14 protein-coding genes and 1 tRNA gene are annotated in these 25,481 nt (G+C 68.6%); 10 read left to right on the top strand and 5 right to left on the bottom strand.

Translation table 11 applies throughout. The annotated features are described in order from the left end of the window. Positions 1-76: 76 nt before the first annotated feature. Positions 77-3,349 carry an ATP-dependent helicase gene (locus tag IEV67_RS07335; protein ID WP_188435937.1) on the top strand — a complete coding sequence of 1,091 codons (3,273 nt, stop codon included), beginning with the start codon at positions 77-79 and terminating at the stop codon, positions 3,347-3,349. Next, positions 3,346-6,804: an ATP-dependent helicase gene (locus IEV67_RS07330; RefSeq protein ID WP_188435936.1), complete on the top strand. Its 3,459-nt coding sequence runs from the start codon at positions 3,346-3,348 to the stop codon at positions 6,802-6,804. The genes IEV67_RS07335 and IEV67_RS07330 overlap by 4 nt, the downstream gene beginning before the upstream one ends. On the opposite strand, the gene IEV67_RS07325 is transcribed toward IEV67_RS07330, so the two are convergent. Further along, positions 6,750-8,096: a phosphotransferase gene (locus IEV67_RS07325; protein ID WP_188435935.1), complete on the bottom strand. Its 1,347-nt coding sequence runs from the start codon at positions 8,094-8,096 to the stop codon at positions 6,750-6,752. The genes IEV67_RS07330 and IEV67_RS07325 overlap by 55 nt on opposite strands. A 64-nt stretch (positions 8,097-8,160) precedes the next feature. Between IEV67_RS07325 and nudC the strand changes: the two genes are divergently transcribed. Both nudC and IEV67_RS07315 read left to right on the top strand, forming a co-directional pair. Continuing rightward, a complete protein-coding gene (gene nudC, locus IEV67_RS07320; RefSeq protein ID WP_188435934.1) occupies positions 8,161-9,072 on the top strand; it encodes an NAD(+) diphosphatase in 912 nt (303 codons plus the stop codon). Between the two features lie 28 nt (positions 9,073-9,100). Next, positions 9,101-10,822 (top strand): ATP-dependent helicase, encoded by a 1,722-nt coding sequence (locus tag IEV67_RS07315; RefSeq protein ID WP_188435933.1) that lies wholly within the window; start codon positions 9,101-9,103, stop codon positions 10,820-10,822. 936 nt (positions 10,823-11,758) lie between these two features. Here IEV67_RS07315 and IEV67_RS07310 read toward each other — a convergent pair. After that, complete coding sequence (locus IEV67_RS07310; RefSeq protein WP_188435932.1) at positions 11,759-13,216, bottom strand: zinc-dependent metalloprotease; 1,458 nt, start codon at positions 13,214-13,216, stop codon at positions 11,759-11,761. 117 nt (positions 13,217-13,333) lie between these two features. Between IEV67_RS07310 and IEV67_RS07305 the strand changes: the two genes are divergently transcribed. Both IEV67_RS07305 and IEV67_RS07300 read left to right on the top strand, forming a co-directional pair. After that, a complete protein-coding gene (locus tag IEV67_RS07305) occupies positions 13,334-14,428 on the top strand; it encodes a YlbL family protein (protein WP_188435931.1) in 1,095 nt (364 codons plus the stop codon). A gap of 81 nt (positions 14,429-14,509) precedes the next feature. Beyond that, positions 14,510-17,434, top strand: coding sequence for a UPF0182 family membrane protein (locus tag IEV67_RS07300; RefSeq protein ID WP_188435930.1), 2,925 nt, complete (start codon positions 14,510-14,512; stop codon positions 17,432-17,434). A gap of 233 nt (positions 17,435-17,667) precedes the next feature. Here the strand turns inward: IEV67_RS07300 and IEV67_RS07295 are convergent. Next, positions 17,668-17,741 (bottom strand) — tRNA-Met (locus IEV67_RS07295). Positions 17,742-17,810: 69 nt separating this feature from the next. On the opposite strand from IEV67_RS07295, the gene IEV67_RS07290 reads away from it, so the two are divergent. Next, entirely contained in the window at positions 17,811-18,632 is an 822-nt protein-coding gene (locus IEV67_RS07290) for a carbon-nitrogen hydrolase family protein (RefSeq protein ID WP_188435929.1), read from the top strand. Between the two features lie 66 nt (positions 18,633-18,698). Here IEV67_RS07290 and IEV67_RS07285 read toward each other — a convergent pair whose 3' ends face one another. Beyond that, positions 18,699-19,901, bottom strand: coding sequence for an aminotransferase class I/II-fold pyridoxal phosphate-dependent enzyme (locus tag IEV67_RS07285; protein ID WP_188435928.1), 1,203 nt, complete (start codon positions 19,899-19,901; stop codon positions 18,699-18,701). A 93-nt stretch (positions 19,902-19,994) separates the two neighbouring features. On the opposite strand from IEV67_RS07285, the gene IEV67_RS07280 reads away from it, so the two are divergent. From IEV67_RS07280 to IEV67_RS07270, 3 genes are all read left to right on the top strand, one after another. Then, on the top strand, positions 19,995-21,608 hold the full coding sequence (locus IEV67_RS07280) for a S1C family serine protease (RefSeq protein WP_188435927.1): 1,614 nt from the start codon (positions 19,995-19,997) through the stop codon (positions 21,606-21,608). Positions 21,609-21,679: 71 nt separating this feature from the next. Beyond that, positions 21,680-22,933 (top strand): CDP-glycerol glycerophosphotransferase family protein, encoded by a 1,254-nt coding sequence (locus IEV67_RS07275; protein WP_188435926.1) that lies wholly within the window; start codon positions 21,680-21,682, stop codon positions 22,931-22,933. Then, entirely contained in the window at positions 22,930-24,366 is a 1,437-nt protein-coding gene (locus tag IEV67_RS07270; protein WP_188435925.1) for a CDP-glycerol glycerophosphotransferase family protein, read from the top strand. Before IEV67_RS07275 ends, IEV67_RS07270 begins: the two co-directional genes overlap by 4 nt. A 5-nt stretch (positions 24,367-24,371) precedes the next feature. Here the strand turns inward: IEV67_RS07270 and IEV67_RS07265 are convergent, their stop codons facing one another. Continuing rightward, complete coding sequence (locus IEV67_RS07265) at positions 24,372-25,445, bottom strand: glycosyltransferase family 2 protein (RefSeq protein ID WP_505712048.1); 1,074 nt, start codon at positions 25,443-25,445, stop codon at positions 24,372-24,374. Positions 25,446-25,481: the final 36 nt, after the last annotated feature.

The following is a 25,481-nucleotide window of genomic DNA, read 5'->3' as shown; positions in this document are numbered from 1 at the left end:
TGGGCGCACAAGCGGGGGTGCGGTTGCTCCGCGACGCGGTTCGGCAGTGTCCGGAGCTCGGGCTAGCGTGGATGCCATGACAGAGGATGCCGGGCAGCGAGCCGTCGTGGGCGCGGCTGTCGATGCATCCGGAGTCATCATCGGCGCTCCAGGAACAGGCAAGACGCAGACCCTGATCGACCGGGTCGCCGCGCTTCTCGGCCATCACGCGCTCGCGCCCGAAGAGGTGCTGGTGCTGACCCCGAACCGCCAGGCGGCGACCGTGCTGCGCGACCGCATCGGCGTGCGCATCGGTCAGGCGACTCCTGGCCCGCTGGCCCGATCCCTCGGATCATTCGCCTTCCAGCTCGTCCGCGGTGCGATGGTCAACGCGGGTGAAGAGCCGCCGGCACTCCTGACGGGCGCCGACCAGGACCGCATCATCGCCGATCTGCTCGCCGGCGACCTCGACGATGAGACCGCGGGGCACCCGTCGCGATGGCCCGAGTCTCTGAGCGCGAACGTGCGCGCCTCGAAAGGGTTCCGCTCCGAGCTGCGCGCCTTCCTCGCGGAGTGCACCGAACTGGGAGTGCAGCCGCACGAGTTGCAGGCTTCGCAGCGGCCGGTCTGGGGTGCGGTCGGCGCGTTCGTCGACGAGTACCGCGCCGTGCTCGCCGGCATGCGCACCGCGTACCGCGACGCGGCGGATCTGCTCAGTGAGGCGGCGGCGATCCTCCGCGATGCCGATGCTGCGATCCTCGGCCCGCTCGCGCCGCTGCGAGTCGTGCTGATCGATGACGCGCAGGAGATCACCAGAGGCGGCATCACCATGGTGCGCGCGTTGCGCGCACGGGGCATCGCGGTCCTCGCGTTCGGCGATCCCGACATCTCCTCCGGGGCGTTCCGCGGGGCGAGCCCGCAGCTGTTCCACGAGCTCTCCGGGGTGCTCGAGCGCCTTTTCGTACTGGAGACGCCGCATCGTCAGAGGCCGGCGCTCACCGATCTGACCCGCACCGTCACTCAGGCGATCGGCGTCGCCGGACGAGTCGAGCACCGTCGCGCACCGGGCCCCGCACCGCAGACCCCCGACGAGCCGTCCTCTGTCGACGTCCCTGTGCAGGCGTTCCTCGCCCCATCGCCGTACGAAGAGGCCGACCGCATCGCCGGCACGCTCCGCGATTGGCATCTCACGCATGGGATCGCATGGAGCGACATGGCAGTGATCGCGCACGACACCAGGCAGGTGACGTCGCTCGAGACCGAACTCGCGGCACGCGAAGTGCCGACGCGGGCAGCCGGTGTGCAGCGGCCACTCGGCAGCGAGGGCGTCGTGCGCGACATCGTCGGCATCGTGCGGTTGGCGCTCACCCCGGTCGAGGCTCGCGAACCCGAGATGCTCATCGACGCGCTGCGTTCGCCGTTCGGAGGGATGGATGCCGTCGGCCTCCGTCGCCTGCGCGCACGGCTGCGCCACGTCGAGCTCGCCGACGGGGGATCGACGCCGGCTTCCGAGCTGCTGCGCCAGGCCATGGCCTTTCCAGCGCACTTCACATTCGTCGACGCGCCGGAGGCCAGAGTCGCCTCCCGCTTCGCCACGACGCTGGCCGAGACGGCCGCCGCGGCCGATGCGGGGGAGACGATCCACGAGCTGCTCTGGCGTATCTGGGATGGCGCTCGGGCTCTTGACGGTTCCAAGCTGCAGCAGTACTGGCGAGCCGCGTCGGAGCAGCCAGGTGGGGGAGAGACCGCCAGGGCGCTCGACGCGCTCGTCGCGCTTTTCGACGCGGCCAAACGCTTCGTCGAGCGCACTCCGAACGAGCGTCCTGAAGTGTTCGTGCGAGACATCCTCGACAGCGAAGTGCCGGAGGACACGCTCTCCACACCCGACCGGCCGGGGCTCGTGACGCTGCTGACACCGGCCACCGCGCTGGGCACGCAGTTCGACGCCGTCATCGTTGCAGGAGTGCAGGACGGCGTGTGGCCGAACGTCCGGCTGCGCGGAGGTCTACTCGAGACGTGGCGCCTGGCCGATGCCGTCACCGCCGCTCGCTCCGGTGAGCCCGAGACGGCGCCCGGCGTACTGGATCGGCGCCGTGATGCCCTGCATGACGAATTGCGCCTCTTCGTTCGGGCGCTGTCGCGGGCGCGCTCACGCATCGTCGTCACAGCGGTGGATGATGATGCCACAGGACCCAGCGCGTTCTTCGGGTTCCTGCCTGAGCCGCCTCCCGCCTCCGCCCATCCGGCAGCCGAGCATCCGCTCACCCTGCGCGGCCTCGTCGCGCGTCATCGGCGCACGCTGACGAGTTCCGCTGACGCCGACACGCGCGCGGATGCAGCGGGTCAGCTTTCGGTGCTGGCGCGTGAAGGCGTGCCCGGCGCCGACCCGCGGGAGTGGTACGGCATCGCCCCGGTGTCGACGTCCGCCCCACTGCACGATCTGTCGATCGAGGCCGCGCGCGTCTCACCCTCGAAGATGGAATCGTTCGAGGAATGCGAACTGAACTGGGCGATCTCGGCGCTCGGCGGCGATACGGTGCTGCCGCCGTCGGCCGGGATGGGCACGATCATCCATGAGGCGATGGAGACGGTGCCCGACGGGGATCTCGAGAAGCTGCGGGCTGTCCTCGCCGAGCACTGGCCGGAGCTCGACTTCGAGACGGAGTGGATCGGGCGCAAGGAGCGCCGCCGCGCCGATCTGTACGTCGAACGCCTGCACTCCTACCTCGGTGAGGTGGAGGGCGATCGCGGACGCGTGCTCGCGAGCGAGGTGGAGTTCCGTTTCGCCGTGGACGTGGCAGCCGTCGAGGGGCCGGGCGTGGACGATGACCTCGTCGCGGCGCCGGCCGTGCACGTGGGCGAGGATGCCGACGGCCCGAACAGGGCGGTCGTGCACGGTTTCATCGATCGGGTCGAGGCGTACCCGACCGGCGCGGGAGAGCATGCTGCCGCGCGGGGTCGCGGCTGGACCGACATGGCTGAAGGAATGAACGGAGAACGAGTCGTCGTCGTGGATCTGAAGACCGGCAAGAACGAGCCGACCACGGATGCCAAGGTCGAGGAGCACGCGCAGCTCGCGGCCTATCAGGTCGCGGTCGACCATGGTCTGATCGACGGTGCTGATGCCGGCGCGCTCGCGGGTGCCCGGCTGCTGCTCGTCGCCAACACGCTGGCCGGCAGCGATTACCGTGTGGCCCATCAGCACACGTTGATGGGTGATGCGCGCACCCGATTCCTGAACCGGCTCGCATCGGCGGCCAGGGGGATGTCGGGAGACAGCTTCACCGCTCACGTCGAGGCGCACTGCGCCGACGTGCAGTGGCGTGTGCACCCGTGCCGCATCCACACAGTGCCGGCGGTCAGTGCATGACGTCGTGGAATGAACGGGGCCGAGGCCTCTCGGCGCTCGAGGTGGCAGCGGCACTCGGACAGCCGCCACCCACGACGGCGCAGCAGCGCGTCATCGAGGCACCACCCACGCCTGCGCTCGTCGTCGCCGGTGCGGGCAGTGGGAAGACCGAGACCATGTCGGGCCGCGTCGTCTGGCTCGTCGCGAACGGGCATGTGCGTCGCGACGAGATCCTCGGGCTGACCTTCACCCGCAAGGCCGCAGGCGAACTGGCCGAACGCATCGCCGCGCGGCTCGCGGTGATCGACGAATACGGTCAGCGCGGCCTGCTCCCGCATGTCCCGGAGATCATCGCCGCCGGGATGCTGAGACGCGTCGACGAGGCATCTCCTGGCGCACAGCGTTCGCTGGTGCGCTCGCAGGTTCTGGGCGAGCTCGCCGAGCACTTCGACACCGGATGGGATCCGACCTCGCCGCGGACGGCGGAGGATCTGATGATCCGCCCCCGCGTCTCGACGTACAACGCGTTCGCCGACTCGATCGTGCGCGAGCATGCGCCGCGGATCGGCCGTGACCCAGACGTCGCCATGCTGAGCCAGGCCGGGTCCTGGATGCTGGCGCGCGAGGTCGTGCTGCGGGCCGACCTGCCGGAGCTGGAGGGCATCGAGTACGCCGTCGGCACAGTCGTCGACGCGGTGCAGCGGCTCGCCGGCGACGCGCTCGACCACCGAGCCGATCTGGAGAGGGCGGAGCGGATCGCGCGCGAGCATGCGGTCGCTTTCGCGCCGTATCGCAGCAACGCCGACATCGCGAAGGTCGCCGACAATCTGCTCGCGCTGCCCACGCTCACCGCGCTCGTGCGGTCGTACATCGCCGAGAAACAACGCAGGGGTGTGCTCGACTTCGCAGATCAGGTGAGCGGCGCCTACGACATCGTGGAAGCATCACCCGATGTGCGCGCCGACCTGCGCGAGCAGCATCGGGTGGTGCTGCTGGACGAATATCAGGACACCTCGGTGATCCAGACGCAGTTCCTCGCCGAAGTGTTCCGGGACTCGGCCGTCATGGCGGTCGGCGACCCGCATCAGTCGATCTACGGCTGGCGCGGTGCGAGCGCCGACAACCTCTACGCGTTCGCGCGCACTTTCGCCCGCGATACGGCGCCTGCGGACTTCAGCCTCATGACGAGCTGGCGCAACGACAGCACCATTCTCGACGTGGCCAATCGGGTGCTCGAGCCGCTTCGACGCCCCGGACTCGACGTCCCGCCGCTCGAGCCGCGCCCCGGCGCGGGGACCGGCGCGGTCGGCATCCGGTACCCGCTCACTGTGCATGACGAGGCGGCTGAGGTGGCGGAGTGGTTCGCCGAGCGGCGAGCGGTATACGCGACATCGGCGCGCGCGGGGGCGTCACCCCACACGGGGGCTGTCCTGTTCCGATCCAAGCGTCACATGCAGACCTTCGCCGAGGCGCTCGCGGCGCGGGGCATCCCGCACCGCATCCTCGGCCTCGGCGGTCTACTGACCACGCCGGAGGTGGTCGATGTGGTGTCCACGCTGCGTGTCCTCCACGATCCGAACGCGGGCTCCGCGCTCATCCGACTGCTCGTAGGGCCGAGGTTCGGCGTCGGCCTCGCCGACATGGGTGCGCTGTACGACCTCGCCTCGGAACTGTCCAGACGTGACAGCGGACTGCTGCCGCTGCCCGACGAGCTGCGCGCGCGCATCCGCTCCTCACGGGGCGCCGACGAAGCCGTGTCGATCGTGGATGCCGTCGATGTGGTGCGCGGGCTCCGCGACGACTATCGACTCATCGAACGCATCACCGAAGAGGGCCGGGCGCGGATACGTGCGGCGGGGGAGATGCTCGAACGCCTGCGGCGAGCGTCCGGTCAGCCCATTCCCGAGCTCATCCGCCTGATCGAGATCGAACTCCGACTCGACATCGAACTCGCCTCCAACGAGACCCGAGGACCCGCACGCGTGGCGGCGACGCAACTGCGCGCCTTCGCGGACGAGGTGCGTGCGTTTCTCACCGCCGATGATCGCGGCACGATCGGGTCGCTGCTGGCGTGGCTCGACAAGGCTGAGAGCACGGATGAGCTGATGCCCAGGCCGGAGCCGCCCGAGCCCGGCGTCGTCCAACTGCTCACGATCCACGGATCCAAGGGGCTCGAGTGGGATGCCGTCGCCGTGGTGCGGCTCGTGGAGGGGGAACTTCCCTCTCGTCCGACCGACACGTCCGGGTGGTTCGGATTCGGTGTGCTGCCGTTCGCGCTGCGTGGCGACAGCGCAGCACTGCCGCATTTCCTGTGGGAGCCGCCGGCGGATGCCGCCCTCGATCCGCAGAAGTGGCTCAAGGCGGGCGTGGCCTCTCTGACGAGCAGGAGCAAGGCCGCACCTGGCGCCCTCACGGTCTTCAAGGACGCCTACCGTGACTATCAGCAGCAGGAGGAGCGCCGGCTCGCCTACGTGGCGATCACCCGTGCGCGCACCGATCTGCTCCTGACCGGAGCGCATTGGGCGGGGCAGAAGAGTCCTCGTGAAGCGAGCCCGTACCTGCGCGAGGCCATCGACGCGCTGGGGCTCGAAGCGATCGCAGCGGTCGACGACGACGAGAATCCCTACGCCGGGGAGGGGAAGACCAGTGTGTGGCCGCTCGACCCTCTGGGGGGCCGGCGTGCGGTGGTCGAGTCCGCTGCCGCGCGCGTGCGTGCTGTCGAGGGAGAGCCGGTTCCCACTGCGCAGCTGGGACGACTGCTCGCCGAGCGTGCCGAACGTCAGCGCGGCATACGTGCGGAACCGCCTGCGCGCGTGCCCGCATCGAAGTTCAAGGACTACGTGACCGACTTCGACGGCACGGTGCGTGCACTCAGCAGGCCCATGCCAGAGCGGCCGTACCGGCAGACCCGCCTCGGCACGCTCTTCCACGCCTGGGTGGAGCATCGGTCCGGGCTCGTCGGGGCCGGTGCCGGCCCCGAGAGCGCACTGTGGGACTCCGATGAGGAGCAGCCCGACCAGTGGAGTGTGTCAGCAGCCGATGAGGCCGACCTCGAGCGCCTGCGCGAGATCTTCGAGGGGAGCGAATGGGCGACGCGCCAGCCCATCGCCGTCGAGATCGAGATCGACTTCGCGCTGGGCGGGGGCACCGCGGCGGGCGCGACCGGCAGTGCGGGCGAGGGCCACATCGTCATCTGCAAGCTGGATGCCGTGTACCGCCGCGAGGATCGCGGCGGACGTATCGAGATCGTCGACTGGAAGACCGGCAAGGCACCGCGCAACGCCTCGGAACGCGAAGAGCGGATGCTGCAGCTCGCGCTGTATCGCCTCGCCTATCACCGCCGCTTCGCAGTGCCGCTCGACGAGATCGACGTCGCGCTGTACTACGTCGCTGACGATCTCGTCATCCGTGGCGACCGGGTCTATTCGGAGGAGGAGTTGGTCCAGCGCTGGAGCGCGGCGCGCGCGGCGCGCTGAGCCTCATCCGCGGGGTCGGCGTCGTCGCTCCCGGCCGGGGACGCGTCGACAGGCTGGGCGACGGGGAATATCGAGTCATCACTCTGGGCTGACTCGTCCCGAGGCAGCAGGTCAGAATCCGCGAGGTCACTGAGATCCTCGGTGGAATCGCCGACGTACACGTCGCCGCCTACGGCGTCACCCCCAGGGGCGCGACCGCCCCCGGGTTCGTCTGCGACCGCATCGTCCTCGCCTGGCAGCAGGTCCCGAGGGTTGTACGCGTCGGTCTCCATGGCGATGTTCACTCGCGTCGAAGCTGTCTCGGGCACTCGTCCCAGCGCGTCCATGGCGGAGTCGACGCCCTCGCTGCGCTGCGCGATGACGGACAGGTCGTTCTCGCGGAGCCCTTCGGCCAGGGCCGTGAGCAGCGCGGCGGCATCGTCCATGATGTCCGTGCGGTGCAGCGCATCGCCGTGCACCAGCCAGCGTGCGAACTCGAGTTCGGCCAGCAGCCGCGCCCGCATCGCCAGCGCGCCATCCGGCGTCCGGTCAGACGCCTGCGCGTATGCGGCGTGCACGTCACCGGCAGCATCCGTTGCGGACGAGAGCCAGGCGAGATCCACTGCGGGATCCCCGAGTGCGAGGCCGTGCCAGTGCACGAGGCCGATCACGGACGGGCCGGCGTCGGGGTCGTCTTCGAACAGGAACGACGTCGCCTGCACGCCGCCCAGCGTCACTGCGGATTCGAAGCGCCAGAGATCGTCGTCCTCCACGGCCTCGCGCCAGCGCACAGTCAGGCGTGCGGGGACGCGCCCGGTCGCCGCGGCGCGATCGACGAGTTGGCGGACTTCTTCCCTGGCTTCCTCCGCACTGCGGGCGGTGAGTCCGGCACTGCGCACCACGGATGCAGGCAGCGCGTGCACTGCAGCGATCGATGCCCCCATCGACTCTGCCGCTCCGCGACCTGCCGGCACATGGGACGCTTCGATCTGGAATCCGGGCAGCAGTTCGGTCACGAGTGCGCGACCGTCGGCGAGACGCGTCTCGCCGACGTACTCGGGTGCTCGGAAGGGGAGCATGGCGCGTGCACCTGCGGTCAGCGCGCGCAGCGCGAGCGACTCTGAGGCGAGTTCGCGCGCCGTCTCATCGTCATCGCCGACACGGATCGCGAGTTCGCGCCCGTCGGCGAGTGTCACGACCGCTGAGTCGAACCGACCGTCGCCGTCGGCTGTCAGAGTTCGCGCCCCGACGACCTCCGCCCCGGACAGTGCGGCCGTGACCGCCGCCGCTAGAGTAAAGGGAGACCGTGCCATGCCCCCAGGTTAGGTCCGCTCGGGTGCTGTTGCGCCTACGCCACGCCTGCGAGAGAGGGAGTCGATGACTGTCCGCCGTGCCTTGTTCGACCGCGCCGCGCATCTGCGCGATGAGCCGGGGATCCTCGAGGCGCTGCGCGCATCCGGGGATGTCCGCGTTGTCGTCGTGCGCGACGGCCGCGTCCGCATCGCCGACGGCGTGCTGGTCACCGTCGCCGCTGACGAGGTCGCAGACGCTCAATGGGCACTGCTCGGCAGGCACAGCGACACCGGACCCCTCCTCCTCGCTGTTGAGGCCGTTTCCGCAGAATCCATCGATGCGGCACCGGCCGAGACATGGCTCGGCCTCCGCGACACCGGTGGTCTCCTCGACCCGGAGAACACCGAGCTCCTCGTCGAAGCGATCGCGCTCGCCGGCTGGCTGAGTGATGCGAGCTTCTGCGCGAAGTGCGGGTCAGACACCGAACTCCGTCAGGGCGGATGGTCGCGCAGGTGCAGCGCTTGCCAGCACGACATCTTCCCGCGCACGGACCCCGCGGTGATCGTCGCGGTCGAGAGCGAGGACGGCGAGAAGCTGCTGCTCGGTGCGAACGCGAACTGGCATGGTCGGATGTACTCCTGCTTCGCGGGCTTCGTCGAGGCGGGCGAATCGCTCGAGCTGACGGTGCACCGCGAGATCGAGGAGGAGGCCGGCGTTCGGCTGGACTCGGTCCGCTACATCGGGTCGCAGCCGTGGCCGTACCCGCGTTCCCTGATGGTCGGATTCCGCGCGACAGCATCCGACGAACGCCGCGCACGCCCCGATGGCGAGGAGATCATCGACGTGCGCTGGTTCACGCGCGATGAGATCGGCAGCGCGCTCGATGGCGGGGGCCCGGTGGGCCTGCCAGGGCCGGCGTCCATCGCGAGAGCTCTCATCCAGGGCTGGTACGAGGATCGGGCGCCGGGTGCAATGAACGAGCGGGTCGCCGAGTGAGCGCGGCGAGTCAGAACGCAGAGTCGAAGTGAGTGCGCTCGACGCGCTCGACGAACGGCAGCGGGAAGCGGCATCCGTGCTGCGCGGTCCCGTCGCCGTGCTCGCCGGTGCCGGTACGGGCAAGACCCGTGTCATCACGCATCGCATCGCGCACGGTGTGGACACCGGAGCGTACTCGCCGAGTCGTGTCATGGCCGTCACATTCACGGCGAAGGCAGCGGGTGAGCTTCGTGGACGCCTGCGCGGCCTCGGCATCGAGGGGGTCGTCGCCCGCACCTTCCACGCGGCCGCCCTCGCGCAATTGAATTTCTTCTGGCCGACCCTCGCCGGATCCCCCGCACCGAGCATCATCGACAACAAGGTGCGTGTGCTCGGCCAGGCCGCCGAGCAGCTGCGTCTCCGTCCGGACACGGCGACGCTCCGCGACGTCGCCAGCGAGATCGAATGGCGCAAGGTCTCGATGCTCTCGATCGAGCAGCACGCCGCGCTCGGACGCTCTGTCGGGCGGATCAGCACCGAGCAGCTCGCCGCACTGCAGCAGGGCTACGAGACCCTCAAAGATGACCGTCGTCAGCTCGACTTCGAAGACGTGCTGCTGGCATGCGCGGGAATGCTGGAGGCGGAGCCGCGCGTCGCGGCGTCCGTGCACGAGCAGTACCGGCACTTCACCGTCGACGAGTATCAGGACGTCTCGCCGCTTCAGAACCGCCTGCTGGAGATGTGGCTCGGCGACCGCAGCGACATCTGCGTCGTCGGCGACGCCAGTCAGACGATCTACTCGTTCGCGGGTGCCGATCAGAAGTATCTGCTCGAGTTCGGACGCCGCTACCCGGATGCCACGGTCGTGCGCCTGGAGACGAACTACCGCTCTCAGCCCCCGATCCTCGCCGCTGCCAACGCGCTGATGAAGGGCCGCGCCGGCGCGCTCGAACTCGTCGCGGCCCGCGAGTCGCTCACTGCAGAGACGCCGACCGTCACGGCCTACGGAAATGAGACGGAAGAGGCCGCCGGTATCGCTGCCTCGATCGCCGCCCGGATCGCTGCCGGCGCCTCGCCGTCCGAGATCGCCGTGCTGTACCGGGCGCACTCGCAATCCGGCGTGATCCAGCAGGCTCTCGGCGAGGCGGGTATCGCATCGCGCGTGCTCGGCGGCAAGCGATTCTTCGACATGCCGGAGGTGCGTCAGGCCGTGCTCGCGCTTCGAGGCGCCTCCGTCGCGCCGACGGAACGCGGCTTCCTCTCGAACGTGCAGAAGGTGCTGCGCGAGCTCGGCCTCAGCGATGAACCCCCTGCCGCGGGAGGCGCCCAGCGCGACGGTTGGGAGGCGCGGCGCGCCATCCTGCGCCTCGCGGAGGAGGCGCCGAGCGAGACCACGCTCCGGTCCTTCAGCGAGACGCTGATGGCACGGGCGAAGGACCAGCATGAGCCGACCGTCGAGAACGTGACACTGTCGACGCTGCATGCGGCGAAGGGCCTGGAATGGCCGCACGTGCATCTGGCGGGGTGGACGGAGGGTGCGCTGCCGATCTCGTATGCGACCGGTTTCGATGCCATCGACGAGGAACGGCGACTCGCCTACGTCGGCATCACGCGCGCCGCTCGAACTCTCGCACTGTCGTGGTCGCATTCCGCAGGGCGAGGGGAGCGTCAGCCGTCTCGCTTCCTTCAGGAGATCGGAACGACTGCTCGCGGCACCGGCATTCTGCGTGAAAGCGCACCGAACGCCAGACGCGGCGGCCGTCGGGGCTGATCCGCACCGACCTGCTCGTGCGGCCCGGCTCGGCGAGGATGCGCGCGGCGAGCGCGGCGGCCTCGGCTGTGCGTGCGGCGGTGATGCGGCCGGATGCCGTGCCCACCAGCTGCGCGTGCAACGTCGGCCACGCCGCGTCGCGCTCGCGCTCGTGCGCGTCACGGCACGACAGGCACGGCGTGCGGCCGGGGACCACGAGCGGACCGATGGTCGTGCCGCCCGCCTCGAACGCGATCGGGAGGTGGGTGAGGTCGTCGCGCAGGTGATTCGCGAACTGGCGGGCGGATGCCGCACCCTCCACCAGCACGACGGCCACAGCGCCGGGGTGCCCGCGCACGGTCGTGCGGAAGCCCTCGTCGACCATGGCGATCTCGGTACGCGCCGCGATCCGCGAATCGGTCATGTCGAGGCTCTCGATCCAGATGGGCGGCAGCGGAGGCGGGTCCGTGCGCAGCACGGGCTTGAGGGCGGTGAGCAAGTCGCGGGCGGCGTCTCGCGGGGCGCCGGCACCGTGCGCGATCACGTCGAATGCGCTCGGGCGGAATCCATCCCGCAGCGACTGCAGCAGCCGGTCGACCCACGGCTCGGAGACCGACACCCGCACGCTGCCCTCCATCCCGAACTGCACGGTGTCGACGTCGCGCCACAGCAGGGGGTACGCAGGATCGAGACGCGTGAGCGTGGGCGGTGTGATGGGCGACATGCACCGATTCTGCCCACCGGCCGTTCCCCGTGGGGCGGCGAAGGCTGATCAGTGGAGAAAACCGTGCCTGCGGCCGATGTGCAGTGCGAGTGGGCGCGACTGTTGCCGTGCTCGCGTGTAATTCTGGCCGTACTCGCGGGCAATTCTGGCGGCCAGCCGTAACTCTGGCGGTCGCAGATCGCCCGTCTGGCCGCCAGAGTTGCTCAGGACCGCCAGAATCAGGGCGCCCGCGCTCAGACCGGGGTCTCGCCGCCCTGGTTCTTCTCGTCATCGCCCGATTCGGCGTCACCCGGCTCGGTGTCGTCCGACTCAGCGTCACGCTTGGCGTCGCCAGGCTCGGCGTCGTCCGAGTTCTCCTCTTCGGAGAAATCGTCACCGGCCAGCAGGCGGCTCAATGCTTCATCGAATTCGTCGGCGACGGGCGCCTCACCGCGCGCGCGAGCCTGGAGCCGCTCGATCAGCGCCGTCGGGTCGTCGATGTCGGCGGCGGTCGGCTGAAGATCCGGGTAGTCCCAGAGCGAGTCGCGGGCGGCGATGCCGACAGCATCCGTCACCTTCCGCCACATCGCGGATGCTTCGCGCATGCGGCGCGGGCGCAGCTTGAGCCCCACGAGCGCACCGAGCGCGTCTTCGGCCGGCCCACCGACCGCGCGTCGGCGTCGTGCGGCCTCCGCCAGCCGCACGCTGTCGGGCAGTCGCGAAGTGGCCTCGGCGGTGACGACATCCACCCAGCCGTCGATCATGGCGATGATGTTCTCCAGACGGGCGAGGGCGTCGCGCTGCGCCTCGGTCTGCGCGGGCAGCAGAGCGCCGCCCTCGATCGCCGCACGCAGCTCTTCGGGGTTCGAGGGGTCGAGGCGGCTCGCGACGTCTTCGAGCGCCTCGACATCGACGGTCACGCCGCGGGCGAAGTCGGTGATCTGCGACATGACATGCAGGTGCAGCCACTTCGCGTGCCGGTACAGGCGGGCGTACGCCAGCTCGCGGGTCGCGAGGTACAGCGCGATCTGATCCTCGGGGATCTCCAGACCCTCACCGAACGCGGTGATGTTCTGGGGGATCAGGGCGGCCGTGCCGGCCGGGAGAACCGGGATGCCGACATCGCCTCCGGAGACCACCTCGAGTGAGAGGTTGCCGAGCACCCGCCCGAACTGCGCGGCGAACACCGAGGAGCCGAGTCCGCGCATGAGCTGGCCGGCGCCCTGGATGGCCTCGCGCATGTCGTCGGGCACCTGGGTGTCGAGCGCGCTGGTGAGCGCGTCCGCGATGCTGGTGGAGACGGGACCGGCGATCTCCTTCCACACCGGTAGGGTCTTCTCGACCCATTCGCCGCGCGTCATCGCCTGCGGATTCTCGGCGAGCTCCGAGATCGTCGTCGCCTCGCCCAGCCAGAGATTCGCCAGTGCGAAGGAATCCACGAGGGAGTGGCGCGAGCCGTCGGTGATGCCCTGCCCTTCGCGGTTCGCGATGTGCAGCGCCTGGCGCAGGGTGTTCTCCCACGGGTCGCCGCCGAACGCGCCCTGCAGCTGTCGCATGAGCCCGGCCATCATCGCGGGATCGATCTCGAAACCGTCCGCGCCGCCGAGGGCGTTCTGAAGCGCGCTCAGGTCGAAGTCTCCGCCGCCCGCGCCGGACATCATCTTCCGGAGGAACTCCTGGAAGTCCTCGGGGTTGGGGTCGTTGTCTGCCATGTCGGTCGCCTCTCAGCACGTCGCTAGCCGTGACATCTACGCTAGTTGCAGGATTCTGCACGCGACCCCGACGCGGGCAGATCGCTGTACGCCGGTCGCGAACGACGGAGGATCCACTTGGCTCACACGCGCACACCCAGGGTCGGCCTGGGCGTCTGGGCGCTGATCGTCGCGCTCATCGCGCTCGTCGTGCTCACCTTCCTGCCGACGCCGTATGTGATCCAGCGCCCAGGTCCCGTCTACGACACGCTCGGCACAGCCGCGGGTGAAGACGGCGAAGACGTGCCGCTCATCGCGATCGACGGCGCGGAGACATTCGAGACCGGTGGCAGCCTCAACCTGCTGACCGTGCAGGTCGTCGGAAACCGGGAGCGCACGCCCTCGTGGTTCGAGCTGGCGCTCGCCTGGATGGATTCGTCGCGCGCGGTCGTCCCGATCGACGCGGTGTTCCCCGAGGGCGTGACGAGCGAAGACCGCGACGAACGCAACGCCGCGCTGATGGTCGACTCGCAGCACGAGGCGACGGCTGCCGCGCTGAACGAACTCGGCTACGACACCGGCGCTGAGGTCACAGTCGTGGAAGCGCTCGAGGATTCGCCCGCAGCCGGCGAGCTCGAAGAGAACGACGTCATCACGGAGATCGACGGCACGAAGGTGACCAGCGCCGCCGAGCTGCGAGCCGCCATCCAGGCAGCCGAGGGCGACGCGGTCGAGCTCACGGTGCTCCGTGACGGAGATCAGCAGATCGGAGTCGAGATCACTCCGGAGCTCGACACCACCGACGGCGTCGACACCTGGCTCATCGGCGTCACTCTGACCACGCAGTACGACTTCCCGATCGACGTGACGATCCAGCTCGACAACGTGGGCGGTCCCAGCGCCGGCATGATGTTCGCGCTCGGCATCGTGGATGAGCTCACGCCGGGGGAGATGACCGGCGGCAACGACATCGCCGGCACAGGGACGATCGACGCCGCCGGCACGGTCGGCCCGATCGGCGGCATCCGCCAGAAGCTCTACGGAGCCGTCGACGCCGGTGCCGACTACTTCCTCGCCCCGTCGTCGAACTGCGACGAGGTCGTCGGGCACGTCCCCGACGGGCTGCAGGTGATCAGTACCTCGACGCTCGAGGAGTCGCTCGACGCGCTCGAGGTCATCGCGAACGGCGGCGACGTCGACGCGCTGCCCACGTGCACGGCATCCGCGGCGTGACGTTGCGCTGAGAGCGGACTGTGACCTCTCCGTCACCGTTGTTACAGCCCGCACACAAAATGCCGCGCCTAGGATAGACGGGTGACCACGACCTCGGCGCCGACTCCGGCCACGCCCCGTACCTCCCGACGAATCATCACGATCTCGCTGGTGATCATCGCAGCGATAATCGCTGCCTTCTTCGTCTTCGCCGCTCTCTACACGGACTTCCTCTGGTTCGACCAGCTGCAGTTCGCGAACGTCCTCACCACGCAGTGGCTCGCCACCGCGGTGATGTTCGTGGTGGGCTTCCTCGGGATGGCGGTGCCGCTGTTCATCGTGATCCAGCTGGCGTACCGGCTGCGTCCGGTCTACGTGCGGCTGAGCTCGCAGCTCGACCGCTACCAGGAGGTCATCGAGCCGCTGCGCCGCCTGGCCATGTGGGGCATGCCGATCTTCTTCGGTCTGTTCGCCGGCTTCGCCGCCGCGGGCAACTGGGAGACCGTCTGGCTGTGGTTCACCGGCGGTGCGACCGGTGAGGTCGACCCGCAGTTCGGCATGGACACCGGGTTCTACCTGTTCGCGATGCCGTTCTACTCGATCCTGCTGGCATTCGTCTCTGCCGTCATCCTGCTGTCCCTGATCGTCACCGCACTCGTGTCGTACCTGTACGGTTCGGTGCGCATCGGCCAGGGTGAACTGCGCATTTCGAAGCCGGCCCGTATCCAGCTCGCCGTGCTCGCCGGGCTCTACCTTCTGGTGCAGGCAGCCAGCCTCTGGCTCGACCGCTACAAGACGCTCGTCACCGAGGAAGACCGCATCACCGGTGCGGCATACACCAGCGTCAATGCCACGATCCCCGGCATGGCGATCCTCGCGATCCTCGCCGCGCTCGTCGCCATCCTCTTCTTCGTCACCGCCATCATCGGCCGCTGGCGCTTCCCGCTGGTGGCGACCGGTCTGCTGATCGTCGCCTCCCTCGTCGTCGGTATCGGCTACCCGTGGGTGGTCGAGACCTTCCAGGTGAAGCCGAACCAGAACAGCTTCCAGGCCGAGTTCTATCAGCGCAACATCGACGGCACCAAGAGCGCCTACGACATCGCTGACCTGGAAGTGACACCGTTCAAGGCGGAGACCACTGCTGAGGCGGGGCAGCTGCGCAATGACGCCGAGACCACGGCATCCATCCGCATCCTCGACCCCAGCATCATCAGCCCGACGGTGCAGCAGCTCGAGCAGTTCCGCAACTATTACCAGTTCCAGGAGACGCTCGACGTCGACCGCTACAACATCGACGGCGAGACGCAGGACACCGTCGTGGCCGTGCGCGAGCTCAATGTCGACAAGCTCGGCGACAGCAACAGCTGGAACAACCGCACCGCGGTCTACACCCACGGCTACGGCCTCGTGGCCGCCGCCGGAAACCAGCGCACCAGCGAGGGCGAACCGGTGTTCCTCGAGCGCGGCATCCCGTCCTCCGGGTTCCTGACGGAAAGCGAGGAGTACGAGCCGCGCGTCTACTTCGGTGAGGACTCGCCGCTGTACTCGATCGTGGGCGCGCCGGAGGGCACCGATCCGGTCGAGATCGACTACCCGCGCGGCCAGGACGGCGCGAACGAGACGAAGAACACGTTCGAGGGCGACGGGGGCCCGAGCGTCGGCAACACGCTGAACAAGCTGCTGTACGCGCTGAAGTTCCAGGAGGCCGAGATCCTGTTCTCCGACCTCGTGAACGATGATTCCCAGATCCTCTACGACCGCGACCCGATCAGCCGCGTGCAGAAGGTCGCGCCGTACCTCGAACTCGACAGTGACCCGTACCCGAGCGTCGTCGACGGCAAGGTCGTCTGGATCGTCGACGGCTACACGACCAGCTCGACGTACCCGTACTCGACGAGCGTGAGCCTGCAGGACGCGATCGCCGATTCGAACACCGCAGCGCCGAACTTCGCGATCGACGACATCAACTACATCCGCAACTCGGTCAAGGCCACGGTCGACGCCTACGACGGATCGGTGACGCTCTACGCGTGGGATGCCGAAGACCCGATCCTCAAGGCATGGGAGAAGGTCTACCCCGCGACCGTCGAGCCGATCAGCGAGATGTCCGCCGACCTGATGAGCCACGTGCGTTACCCGACCGACCTGTTCAAGGTTCAGCGCGAGATCCTCGGCGTCTACCACGTCGACACCGCCGGATCCTTCGCCCAGCAGGACAACCGCTGGCAGACCCCGAACGACCCGCGCAACGACAACCAGCTGCAGCCGCCGTACTACCTGTCGATGCAGATGCCGGGCCAGGATGCGCCACGGTTCTCGATGTTCTCGACGTTCATCCCTGCGTCCTCTCAGGGGACGACGAGCCGTAACGTCCTGATGGGCTATCTCGCGGTCGATTCGGATGCCGGAGCGACTGCCGGCGAGAAGGCAGACGGTTACGGCCAGCTGCGAATGCTCGAGATAGACGCGGACACCACTGTGCCCGGTCCGGGTCAGGTGCAGAACACGTTCGACTCCGACACGACGATCGCCGACAAGCTCAACGTGCTGACGCTGGGTAAGTCCGAGGTCAAGTACGGCAACCTGCTGACGCTGCCCGTCGGTGGCGGTCTGCTCTATGTGCAGCCGGTGTACGTGCAGTCGTCCGAGGGCACTCAGCTGCCGCTGCTGCAGAAGGTGCTGGTCACGTTCGGCGACAGCATCGCGTTCGAGGACACGCTCACGGCGGCGCTCGACGTGATCTTCGGCGGAGACTCAGGCGCGAGTGGCGGAGATGAAGAGGTCGAGCCGGTCGACCCTGGCGACGGCACGACGCCGCCGGACGAGGGAACGACGCCGCCGGATGATGGCACGACTGTCCCGCCCACCGACTCGGATGCCCGCGCCGCGGCCCTGGCCGACGCGCAGACAGCGCTGACCGACCGCGAGGCGGCACTGAAGGCCGGCGACCTCACGGCGTTCGCCGAGGCGGACAAGCGCCTCACCGCCGCGATCACCGATCTGCTGGCGCTGGAAGCCGCCGAGTAGGTCTGACACAGCAAAAACGGGCGTCCCGCGAGGGGCGCCCGTTTTCGTGAGGGGGGTGTCATCGCAGGCTGAGACATCATCAGTTGCGTGACGCGTCATTGACTGCCTGAGACACCAATGTGCACGTGGTGTCTCACGCTGAAACTGGCGTCTCGGTGAAATCCGAGAGGGAAAGCGAAAGGCCCCTGATCGGGATTTCTCCTGATCAGGGGCGTTTCTTGTGTCGCTTCTCGTTGCGGGGACAGGATTTGAACCTGCGACCTCCGGGTTATGAGCCCGGCGAGCTACCGAACTGCTCCACCCCGCGGCACGTCTACTAGCCTAACACGGGTTTCGGCGCTGGTTAACCACGGGCGAACTGCGCGAGGATGGAGGCATGTCCGAGACCGCCGCACTCACCGTCGCCGTCTGCCAGTTCAGCCCGACGGCCTCACGAGCCGACAATCGCGCCCGCATCGCGGAGTTGACGGCGGATGCCGCAGCCAGGGGAGCGCGCCTGGTGGTGTTCCCTGAGTACTCCAGCTACTTCGTCGATCCGATGGACGCGACGCTCGCCGAGAACTCCGAGTCTCTCGATGGAGATTTCGTCCTGGCGCTGCAGGCGACGGCATCCGCTCATGAAGTGACGATCATCGCCGGCCTGGTGGAATCGGCGGGGGATCGGGTGAGCAACACGCTCGTCGCGGTGGATGCCGCCGGCCTGCGCGCGACGTATCGCAAGCAGCATCTGTACGACGCGTTCGGGCAGACCGAGTCGGACTGGATCGAGCCCGGCGAACTCGGCGCCCCCGAGACGCTCGACATCGGCGAGCTGCGCGTCGCGATGATGACCTGCTACGACCTGCGTTTCCCCGAGGTCGCCCGCACGCTCGTCGATGCCGGCGCCGACGTCATCGTCGTTCCGGCGGAATGGGTGCGCGGGCCGCTCAAAGAGCATCACTGGACGACGCTGCTCGCGGCGCGTGCGATCGAGAACACGGTCTACGTCATCTCCGCCGATCACCCGGCGCCGATCGGAGTCGGGCACTCTCAGATCATCGATCCGCAGGGCGTGGTGATCGCAGGAGTGGGCACCGCCGAGGGCATTGCCGTGGCAGAGCTCACGACGGATGCCGTCGCCCGTGTGCGCGAGGTGAACCCTGTGCTGCGGCTGCGCCGCTACGGCGTCGTGCCGCGGGGTGGTCATGCGGGGCGTTGAGCAAGGGAGCGCAGCGACCGCGACGAAACGGGTTGAGCGAGCCGAAGGCGAGTCGAAACCGAGGACTCAGAACGAGGCGGCGCCCAACCGCCGCGCAGCCTCCTCTAGCACGTCCACGCGCTTGCAGGCGGCGAACCGTACGAGCCCGGCGTAATCGCCACGGTGCTCCGCGCTCACGAACGCCTCCAGAGGAATCGCAACGACCCCGGCCTTGTCCGGCATCGCCCTGCAGAAGGCCATCGAATCCGTTCCGCCGAGCCCCGAAGCATCCGCGACCGTGAAGTATCCGCCCTGTGGCGCGATCACCTCGAACCCGGCATCGCGAAGCCCGGCCGCGAGGATCTCGTGTTTACCGGCTAGGGTGGCAGCGGCATCCGCGAAGAACGCATCCGGCAGCCGCAGGCCGACGGCGATCGCCGGCTGAAATGCCGATCCGTTCACGTACGTGAGGTACTGCTTCACGGTCAGTACTGCGGTGATCAGATCGGCGGGTCCGTGGATCCAGCCGATCTTCCATCCGGTCGCCGAGAACGTCTTGCCCCCGGACGAGATGGTCAGCGTGCGCTCTGCGGCCCCGGGCAGCGTCGCGATCGGCACGTGCGGAGCCGTGAACGTGAGGTGCTCGTACACCTCGTCGGTGACGATGATCGCGTCGTGCAGGTGGGCGAGGCGGATGATCTCGGCCTTCACCTCTGACGAGAACACCACGCCGGTCGGATTGTGCGGATCGTTCACGAGGATGATCCGCGTGCGATCGGTGACGGATGCTGCGAGCACCTCAAGGTCCGGTTGGAAATCCGGCAGGCGCAGCGGAACGGTGCGCAGTCGCGCACCGGCCAGTGCCACCGCCGCCGCATAGGAGTCGTAGTACGGCTCGAACACGACGACCTCGTCATCGGGGGAGTCGATCAACGCCAGCAGCGTCGCTGTCAGCGCCTCGGTCGCGCCGGCGGTCACGATCACCTCTGTCGCAGGGTCCACCGAAAGCCCGTAGAACCGGCGCTGGTGCTCGCTGATCGCCTCCAGCAGGTCGGCGAATCCGCGCCCGGGCGGGTACTGGTTCACGCCCTGCGAGATAGCGGCGCGGGCGGCTTCGAGAACCTCGGCAGGTCCGTCCTCATCGGGGAAGCCCTGCCCGAGATTGATCGCTCCCGTTCTCATCGCAGCCGCAGACATCTCTGCGAAGATGGTGGGCGCGACGACGCCGTCGGGAGACAGCAGGCCGGCCCCTGCCGCGGTGCGCCGCCAGGCGCCGGGAATAGCACTCATGCAAACCAGGCTAAGGCCATAGCCGACACTCACCTCGGCCATAACGAACGCACAGCTACGAGCGGCACTCTGAACTTGTTGAAGGAGCAGACCATGAACGAAGACAAGAACACCAACGAGTCCGCGTCACCCGAGCAGCCTGCGCCGCAGGAGCAGGGCGGCAGCGGTGCCGGTCACGACATGCCTGCGTCGTTCGCGTCGCATCACGCGCCGACGGCTCAGGGCCCGTCGGCCCAGGCCCCGTCGAGCCAGGCCCCGTCGAGCCAGGCCCCGTCGAGCCAGGCCCCGTCGAGCCAGGCCCCGTCGGATCAGGCCCCGTCAAATCAGGCACAGGGCGCCGCGTTCGGCATTCCCGCACCGACGTATCCCGAGCAGGGCGAGCACACCAGGGCGCACCAGACTCAGCCGACCACGCCGCTCTTCGGCGAGTACGGCGCGGGTGCTGCGAGCGCTTCGGTCGCATCTGACGGCACGACGACGCAGACCGCGACGAAGACCAAGGACAAGAAGCCGTTCGGCGCAGGCAAGGTGGCCGCGCTGATCGTCGCCGCCTCGCTCGTCGGTGGCGCGGCCGGGCTCGGTGGCAGCTACCTCGGCAGCAACCTCTGGTCGCAGCCGGTCGGCTCCACCGCAACGGGGACCGACACCATCACTGTGAACAACCCCGGCTCCGTGAACGAGACCACCGCGATCGCGACCACAGTGCTGCCCTCGGTCGTCACGATCGAGGTCGCCGGCGAGAACGCGTCCGGCAGCGGATCCGGTGTCGTCCTCAACAAGGACGGCTACGTTCTCACGAACACGCACGTCGTGACCCTCGGCGGTGCGGCCGCTGATCCCACGATCAGGGTGACCGGCTCCGACGGCCACATCTACAACGCGACGATCGTCGGCACCGACCCGATCTACGACCTCGCGGTCATCAAGCTCGAGGGCGCTGAGGACCTGACACCGATCGAGTTCGCGGACTCGTCCGAGCTCAACGTCGGCTCCACAGCGGTCGCCGTCGGCGCACCGCTCGGCCTATCGAACTCGGTCACCACCGGCATCGTCAGCGCGCTGAACCGCAGCATCCAGATCGCGTCGTCCGCACTTCCGGACTCGGCAGATCAGGACAGCGAGGATGACGGCGGCGACTCCGGTCAGGAGGGCGGTCCGTTCCAGTTCGACCTTCCAGGCACCGAGACCCAGAACGCGACCGAGTCGATCTCGATCGCCGTGATCCAGACGGATGCCGCGATCAACCCCGGAAACTCGGGCGGTGCGCTCGTCGACAGCGAGGGCAAGCTCATCGGCATCAACGTCGCCATCGCGACCGCCGGCAGTGCCGAGGAGTCCGGCTCGATCGGCGTGGGTTTCGCGATCCCGTCGGATGTCGCCAAGCGCATCTCCGAGGAGATCATCGAGGACGGCGCCGCGACGCACGGTCTGCTCGGCGCCTCTGTCAGCGACGCATCATCTGTGGAAGGATCCGAGGTCGCCGGCGCGTACATCGCCGACGCTCCTGTGAGCGGCGGTGCGGCCGAGACCGCGGGTCTGCGGAAGGGCGACATCGTGACCGCCTTCAACGGCGCACCGATCGCGAGCGCCACCGACCTCACCGCCCAGGTGCGTGCAGCGGCGGCCGGCAGCGATGCGAGCCTCACCTACGTCCGCGACGGCAAGTCGTACGACATCGACGTGACACTGGGAGAGCTCAGCCTCTGACATGGCCGAATCGGTGGTCTGCAGCCACTGGTTTCCCAGAGAAGGACGCCACCCCGCGATAGGCTCGCGGGGTGGCGTCCTTCTCTTTCGGCTCCGGCAATGCGGCCAAGCTTCTTCGCATCCCGTTGTATGCCGTCGGCGGAATAGGCGCTGCCCTGGTGCCTCGTGCACAGCGTTGGGTGTTCGGCTGCGGCGCAGGAATCGGCGACGGCGCGCTGGCGATGTGGAAGATCGCAACGGCCGAGGGACACGACGCCGTCTGGCTCACTTCCTCTGCTCGTGAGCGAGCGGATGCCGCGGCTCTCGGCATCCCGACGATCTCGAAGTCGTCGCTGCGCGGCTGGTGGGCCACCGCACGCGCCGGCGTGCTCGTCGTGACGCATGGTCTCGGCGATGTGAACCGCTATGCCGTCTCGGGCGGATTCGTCGTGCAGCTGTGGCACGGCATCCCGCTCAAGCGCATCGGACTCGACTCACCCGCGACCACGCAGGTTCCGAACGTTCCAGGAGCGGGGCCGCTGCGGCGCCTGGTGGTTCTACTGTACCGCCGCACCGCACAACGCATCCGCGTGCTGCCCGCGGCATCCGATCGCTCACGGGGCCGGCTCGAGTCCGCGTTCGCACTGGGCGATGCGCGCGTCGTCGTCACAGGGGAACCGCGCGTGGACGTGCTGTCGTCCGGCACCGACCAAGAGCGGCGGCAGACGGCATCCGCCCTGCTCGATGCCGCGTCCGGTCCGCTCACTGAGGACGCTCGCGCACTTCTGTATGCACCGACCTGGCGCGACGGCGGCGATGACGTCGCCGTGCCGACCGCCGCGGAATGGGTGCGCATCATCGCGCTGCTCGAGGAGCAGAATGCCGTGCTCTTCATCCGTTCGCACCCGCTGGGGGCCGGGGCCTATCAGCCGCCGCTGCCCAGCGCCCGAGTGCGGATGCTGGGATCCGACGTCGTCCCCGACATCACTCCCGCGCTGCCGCGTTTCGACACGCTCATCACCGACTACTCGTCTTTGGCATACGACGTGGGGCTTCTGGGAATGCCGGTGCTGTATCTCGCGCCGGATGCCGCGGACTACGCCCGCACGCGCGGGTTCTACGGACGATTCGAAGACGTCGCAGGTGACGACGCGGCGACCGAATGGACCGATCTTCTCGCCCAGCTCGGTGCGCTGCTCGCGGACGGCGATGCGTTCGCCGCGCGTTCCTCGCGATCCAGTACGCTCAGCGCACAGATGCACGCATACCGCGACGGACACAACAGCCGTCGGGTGTACCAGGCGATCCGCCTGCGGGGGATCCCCGCGCCGAAGGGAGCACGATGACGACTGCCCGGATCGATGAGCAGGCGGAGACACTGGTCATCGCAGGCACGGGGCCGAAGCCGACCACGGCGACGCTCGAAGGACCGCGGGCGCGCGCGTTGGGCAGGATCACCGGTGGGGGCAAGACCTGGAAGGCGGTCATCCCGCTTCGCAGCATCCGCTGGGGGAGTGAAGAGCTACCGCTGCCATCGGGATCGTACGCGCTGGGCGTCGACGGCGTCGATCTCGACGACGTCGAGATCGACCCTTCGCTGCTCGCGAGCATGCGGATAGCCCTGCACGGTGCCCACGTCGAGATCGCCGCTCCGCTCGCGTTGATCCACGAGACGAGCGAGGGGCAGTCGACGCTGGAGGAGCGCTACGTCGCTCAGGCCGGCGGTGACGAGAACGCCGTGTTCTTCGAGAGCTTCTACGGGCAGAGCGTCGGCTGCAACCCGCGGGCGATCGACCGGGAGCTCGCGGCACGCGCCCCGAATGTCACCAGGTACTGGAGCGTCGTCGACATGTCGATCGCCGTCCCGGAGGGCGCGATCGCGGTGGTCGAGGGGAGCCCTGAGTGGTGGCGCGCGCGGGGAGCAGCGCGGCTGCTCGTCGTGAACGACTGGATGCGGCGCCGCTTCGCACGCAAGGCGGGACAGAAGGTGCTGCAGACGTGGCACGGGACGCCGCTGAAACGCCTCGCTCTGCATCGGCGCGGATTCGACCCGAGGCGCATGGCCGCGGTCGTGAAAGAGTCGCGCCGCTGGGACGTACTGCTCGCCCAGAACACGTACTCGGAGCGCATCCTGAAGAAGGCATACGCGTTCTTCGGCCGGCCAATCTGGACCGACGGCTACCCGCGCAACGACATCCTCACCACCGATGACGGGTCGGCGACGCGCAGGGCGCTGGGCATCGGTCCCGATGAGCGGGTGCTGCTGTATGCGCCGACATGGCGCGATGACCGCAGCGAGATCGTCGATTTCGTCGACCCGCAGCTGCTCGCAGAGCAGACGGATGCCGTGGTGCTGGTGCGCGGGCACTCGCGCACGCTGCGTCCTGGGCGCGACCAGTCCGGTGCGCGGGTGATCGATGTGACCGGCTATCCGGAGACGGCACGGCTGCTGCTGGTCGCCGACGCACTCATCACGGACTACTCCTCGGTGATGTTCGACTACAGCGTGACGGGCAAGCCGATGTACTTCATGGTTCCCGACCTCGACCACTATCGCGGCGAACTGCGCGGGTTCTATTTCGATCTCGCGGAACGCGCGCCGGGGCCGCTGGTGACGACGCAGAACGAGCTCGCCGACGCCCTCATGGACGAATCGCTGCCCGGGTTCTTCGCCGAGCGATACGCCGCGTGGCGCAGGCAGTTCAACTCCCGCGACGACGGGCATGCGGCCGAGCGGGTGGTCTCCCGGCTGCTGGATCTCGGGTTCGTCGACGCGTAGCGCGCCTATGGCAGCGGCGTGTTCTGCGTACCGAGGCGCGAGGCGTCGACGGTGCCGCGGGCGCCCCGGAGCACACCGACGAGGAAGCCCGCCCCCCACGCCAGATGCATGGTCGGAAGCACCGCGAGTGTCCAGATGCGCTCGCGCGGGGTTCTGCCGCCTCCCGTGCGCAGTGCCATCGCGATCACGAGCAGGAGGTAGGCGACCAGGGGCAGATAGACGACGGATGCCACGATCGACCAGGCGCCGCTCAGAATGCCCGTCACCTGGAGTACCGCCACGATCAGGGCGAGTACGACGTTGAGCACCAGTGCCGGCGGCGCGAAGAATCGCAGGCCGTTGCTGCGGCCGTAGCGCCGCACGAGTTCGCCTCGCCAGGCGCCGGTGGCCCGGAACTGACGCGCCAGACGCCACCAGCTCTCGCGCGGCCAGTAGGTCACCGACAGCTGCGGATCGAGCCACACCTTGTGCCCGGCCTGCCTGATGCGCAGGTTCAGCTCCCAGTCCTCACCTCGACGGATCGATTCGTCGAAGAGTCCGACCTGCTCGAGCACGGTGCGGCGCATGACACCCAGATAGGCGGATTCAGCCTCACCCTCGTGAGCGGTGCCGTGGTACGCACCGCCGCCGAGTCCGATGGGAGAGTTGTAGGCGCGGGCGACAGCGGTCTGGAATGGCGTGCGCCCGTCGGCCCGCATCACCCCGCCGACGTTCGCGGCACCGGTGCGGCGAAGGGTCGCGAGCGCACGATGCGCGTATCCCGGGGAGAGCTCCGAGTGCGCGTCGACCCTGACGATCGTCGGGTAGCGGCTGGCGCGGATCGCGGCGTTGAGGCCGACGGGGATGTGCGCGTCGGGGTTGTCGACCAGGCGGATGCGGTCGTCGTCTGCGGCGAGGCGCTGCGCGAGTTCGGTCGTCCCATCGGTCGAAGGCCCGAGTGCGAGGACGAGCTCCGCGGGCCCTTCCAGCTCCTGCTCGAGCACCGAGGCGACGGCGTGCTCGAGGTAGGCGCGTTCGTTCAGTACGGGCATGACGAACGACACGCCGTTCGAAGGCGTTGCCGAATCGTTCTCTGCCACCCCCCGATCATGTCATGGCGAGGTGGCGCCGCCTGC

The organism is Microbacterium murale (genome assembly GCF_014635185.1).
Taxonomy (GTDB): Bacteria; Actinomycetota; Actinomycetes; order Actinomycetales; family Microbacteriaceae; genus Microbacterium; species Microbacterium murale.
This window is presented reverse-complemented; position numbering and strand designations above follow the sequence as displayed.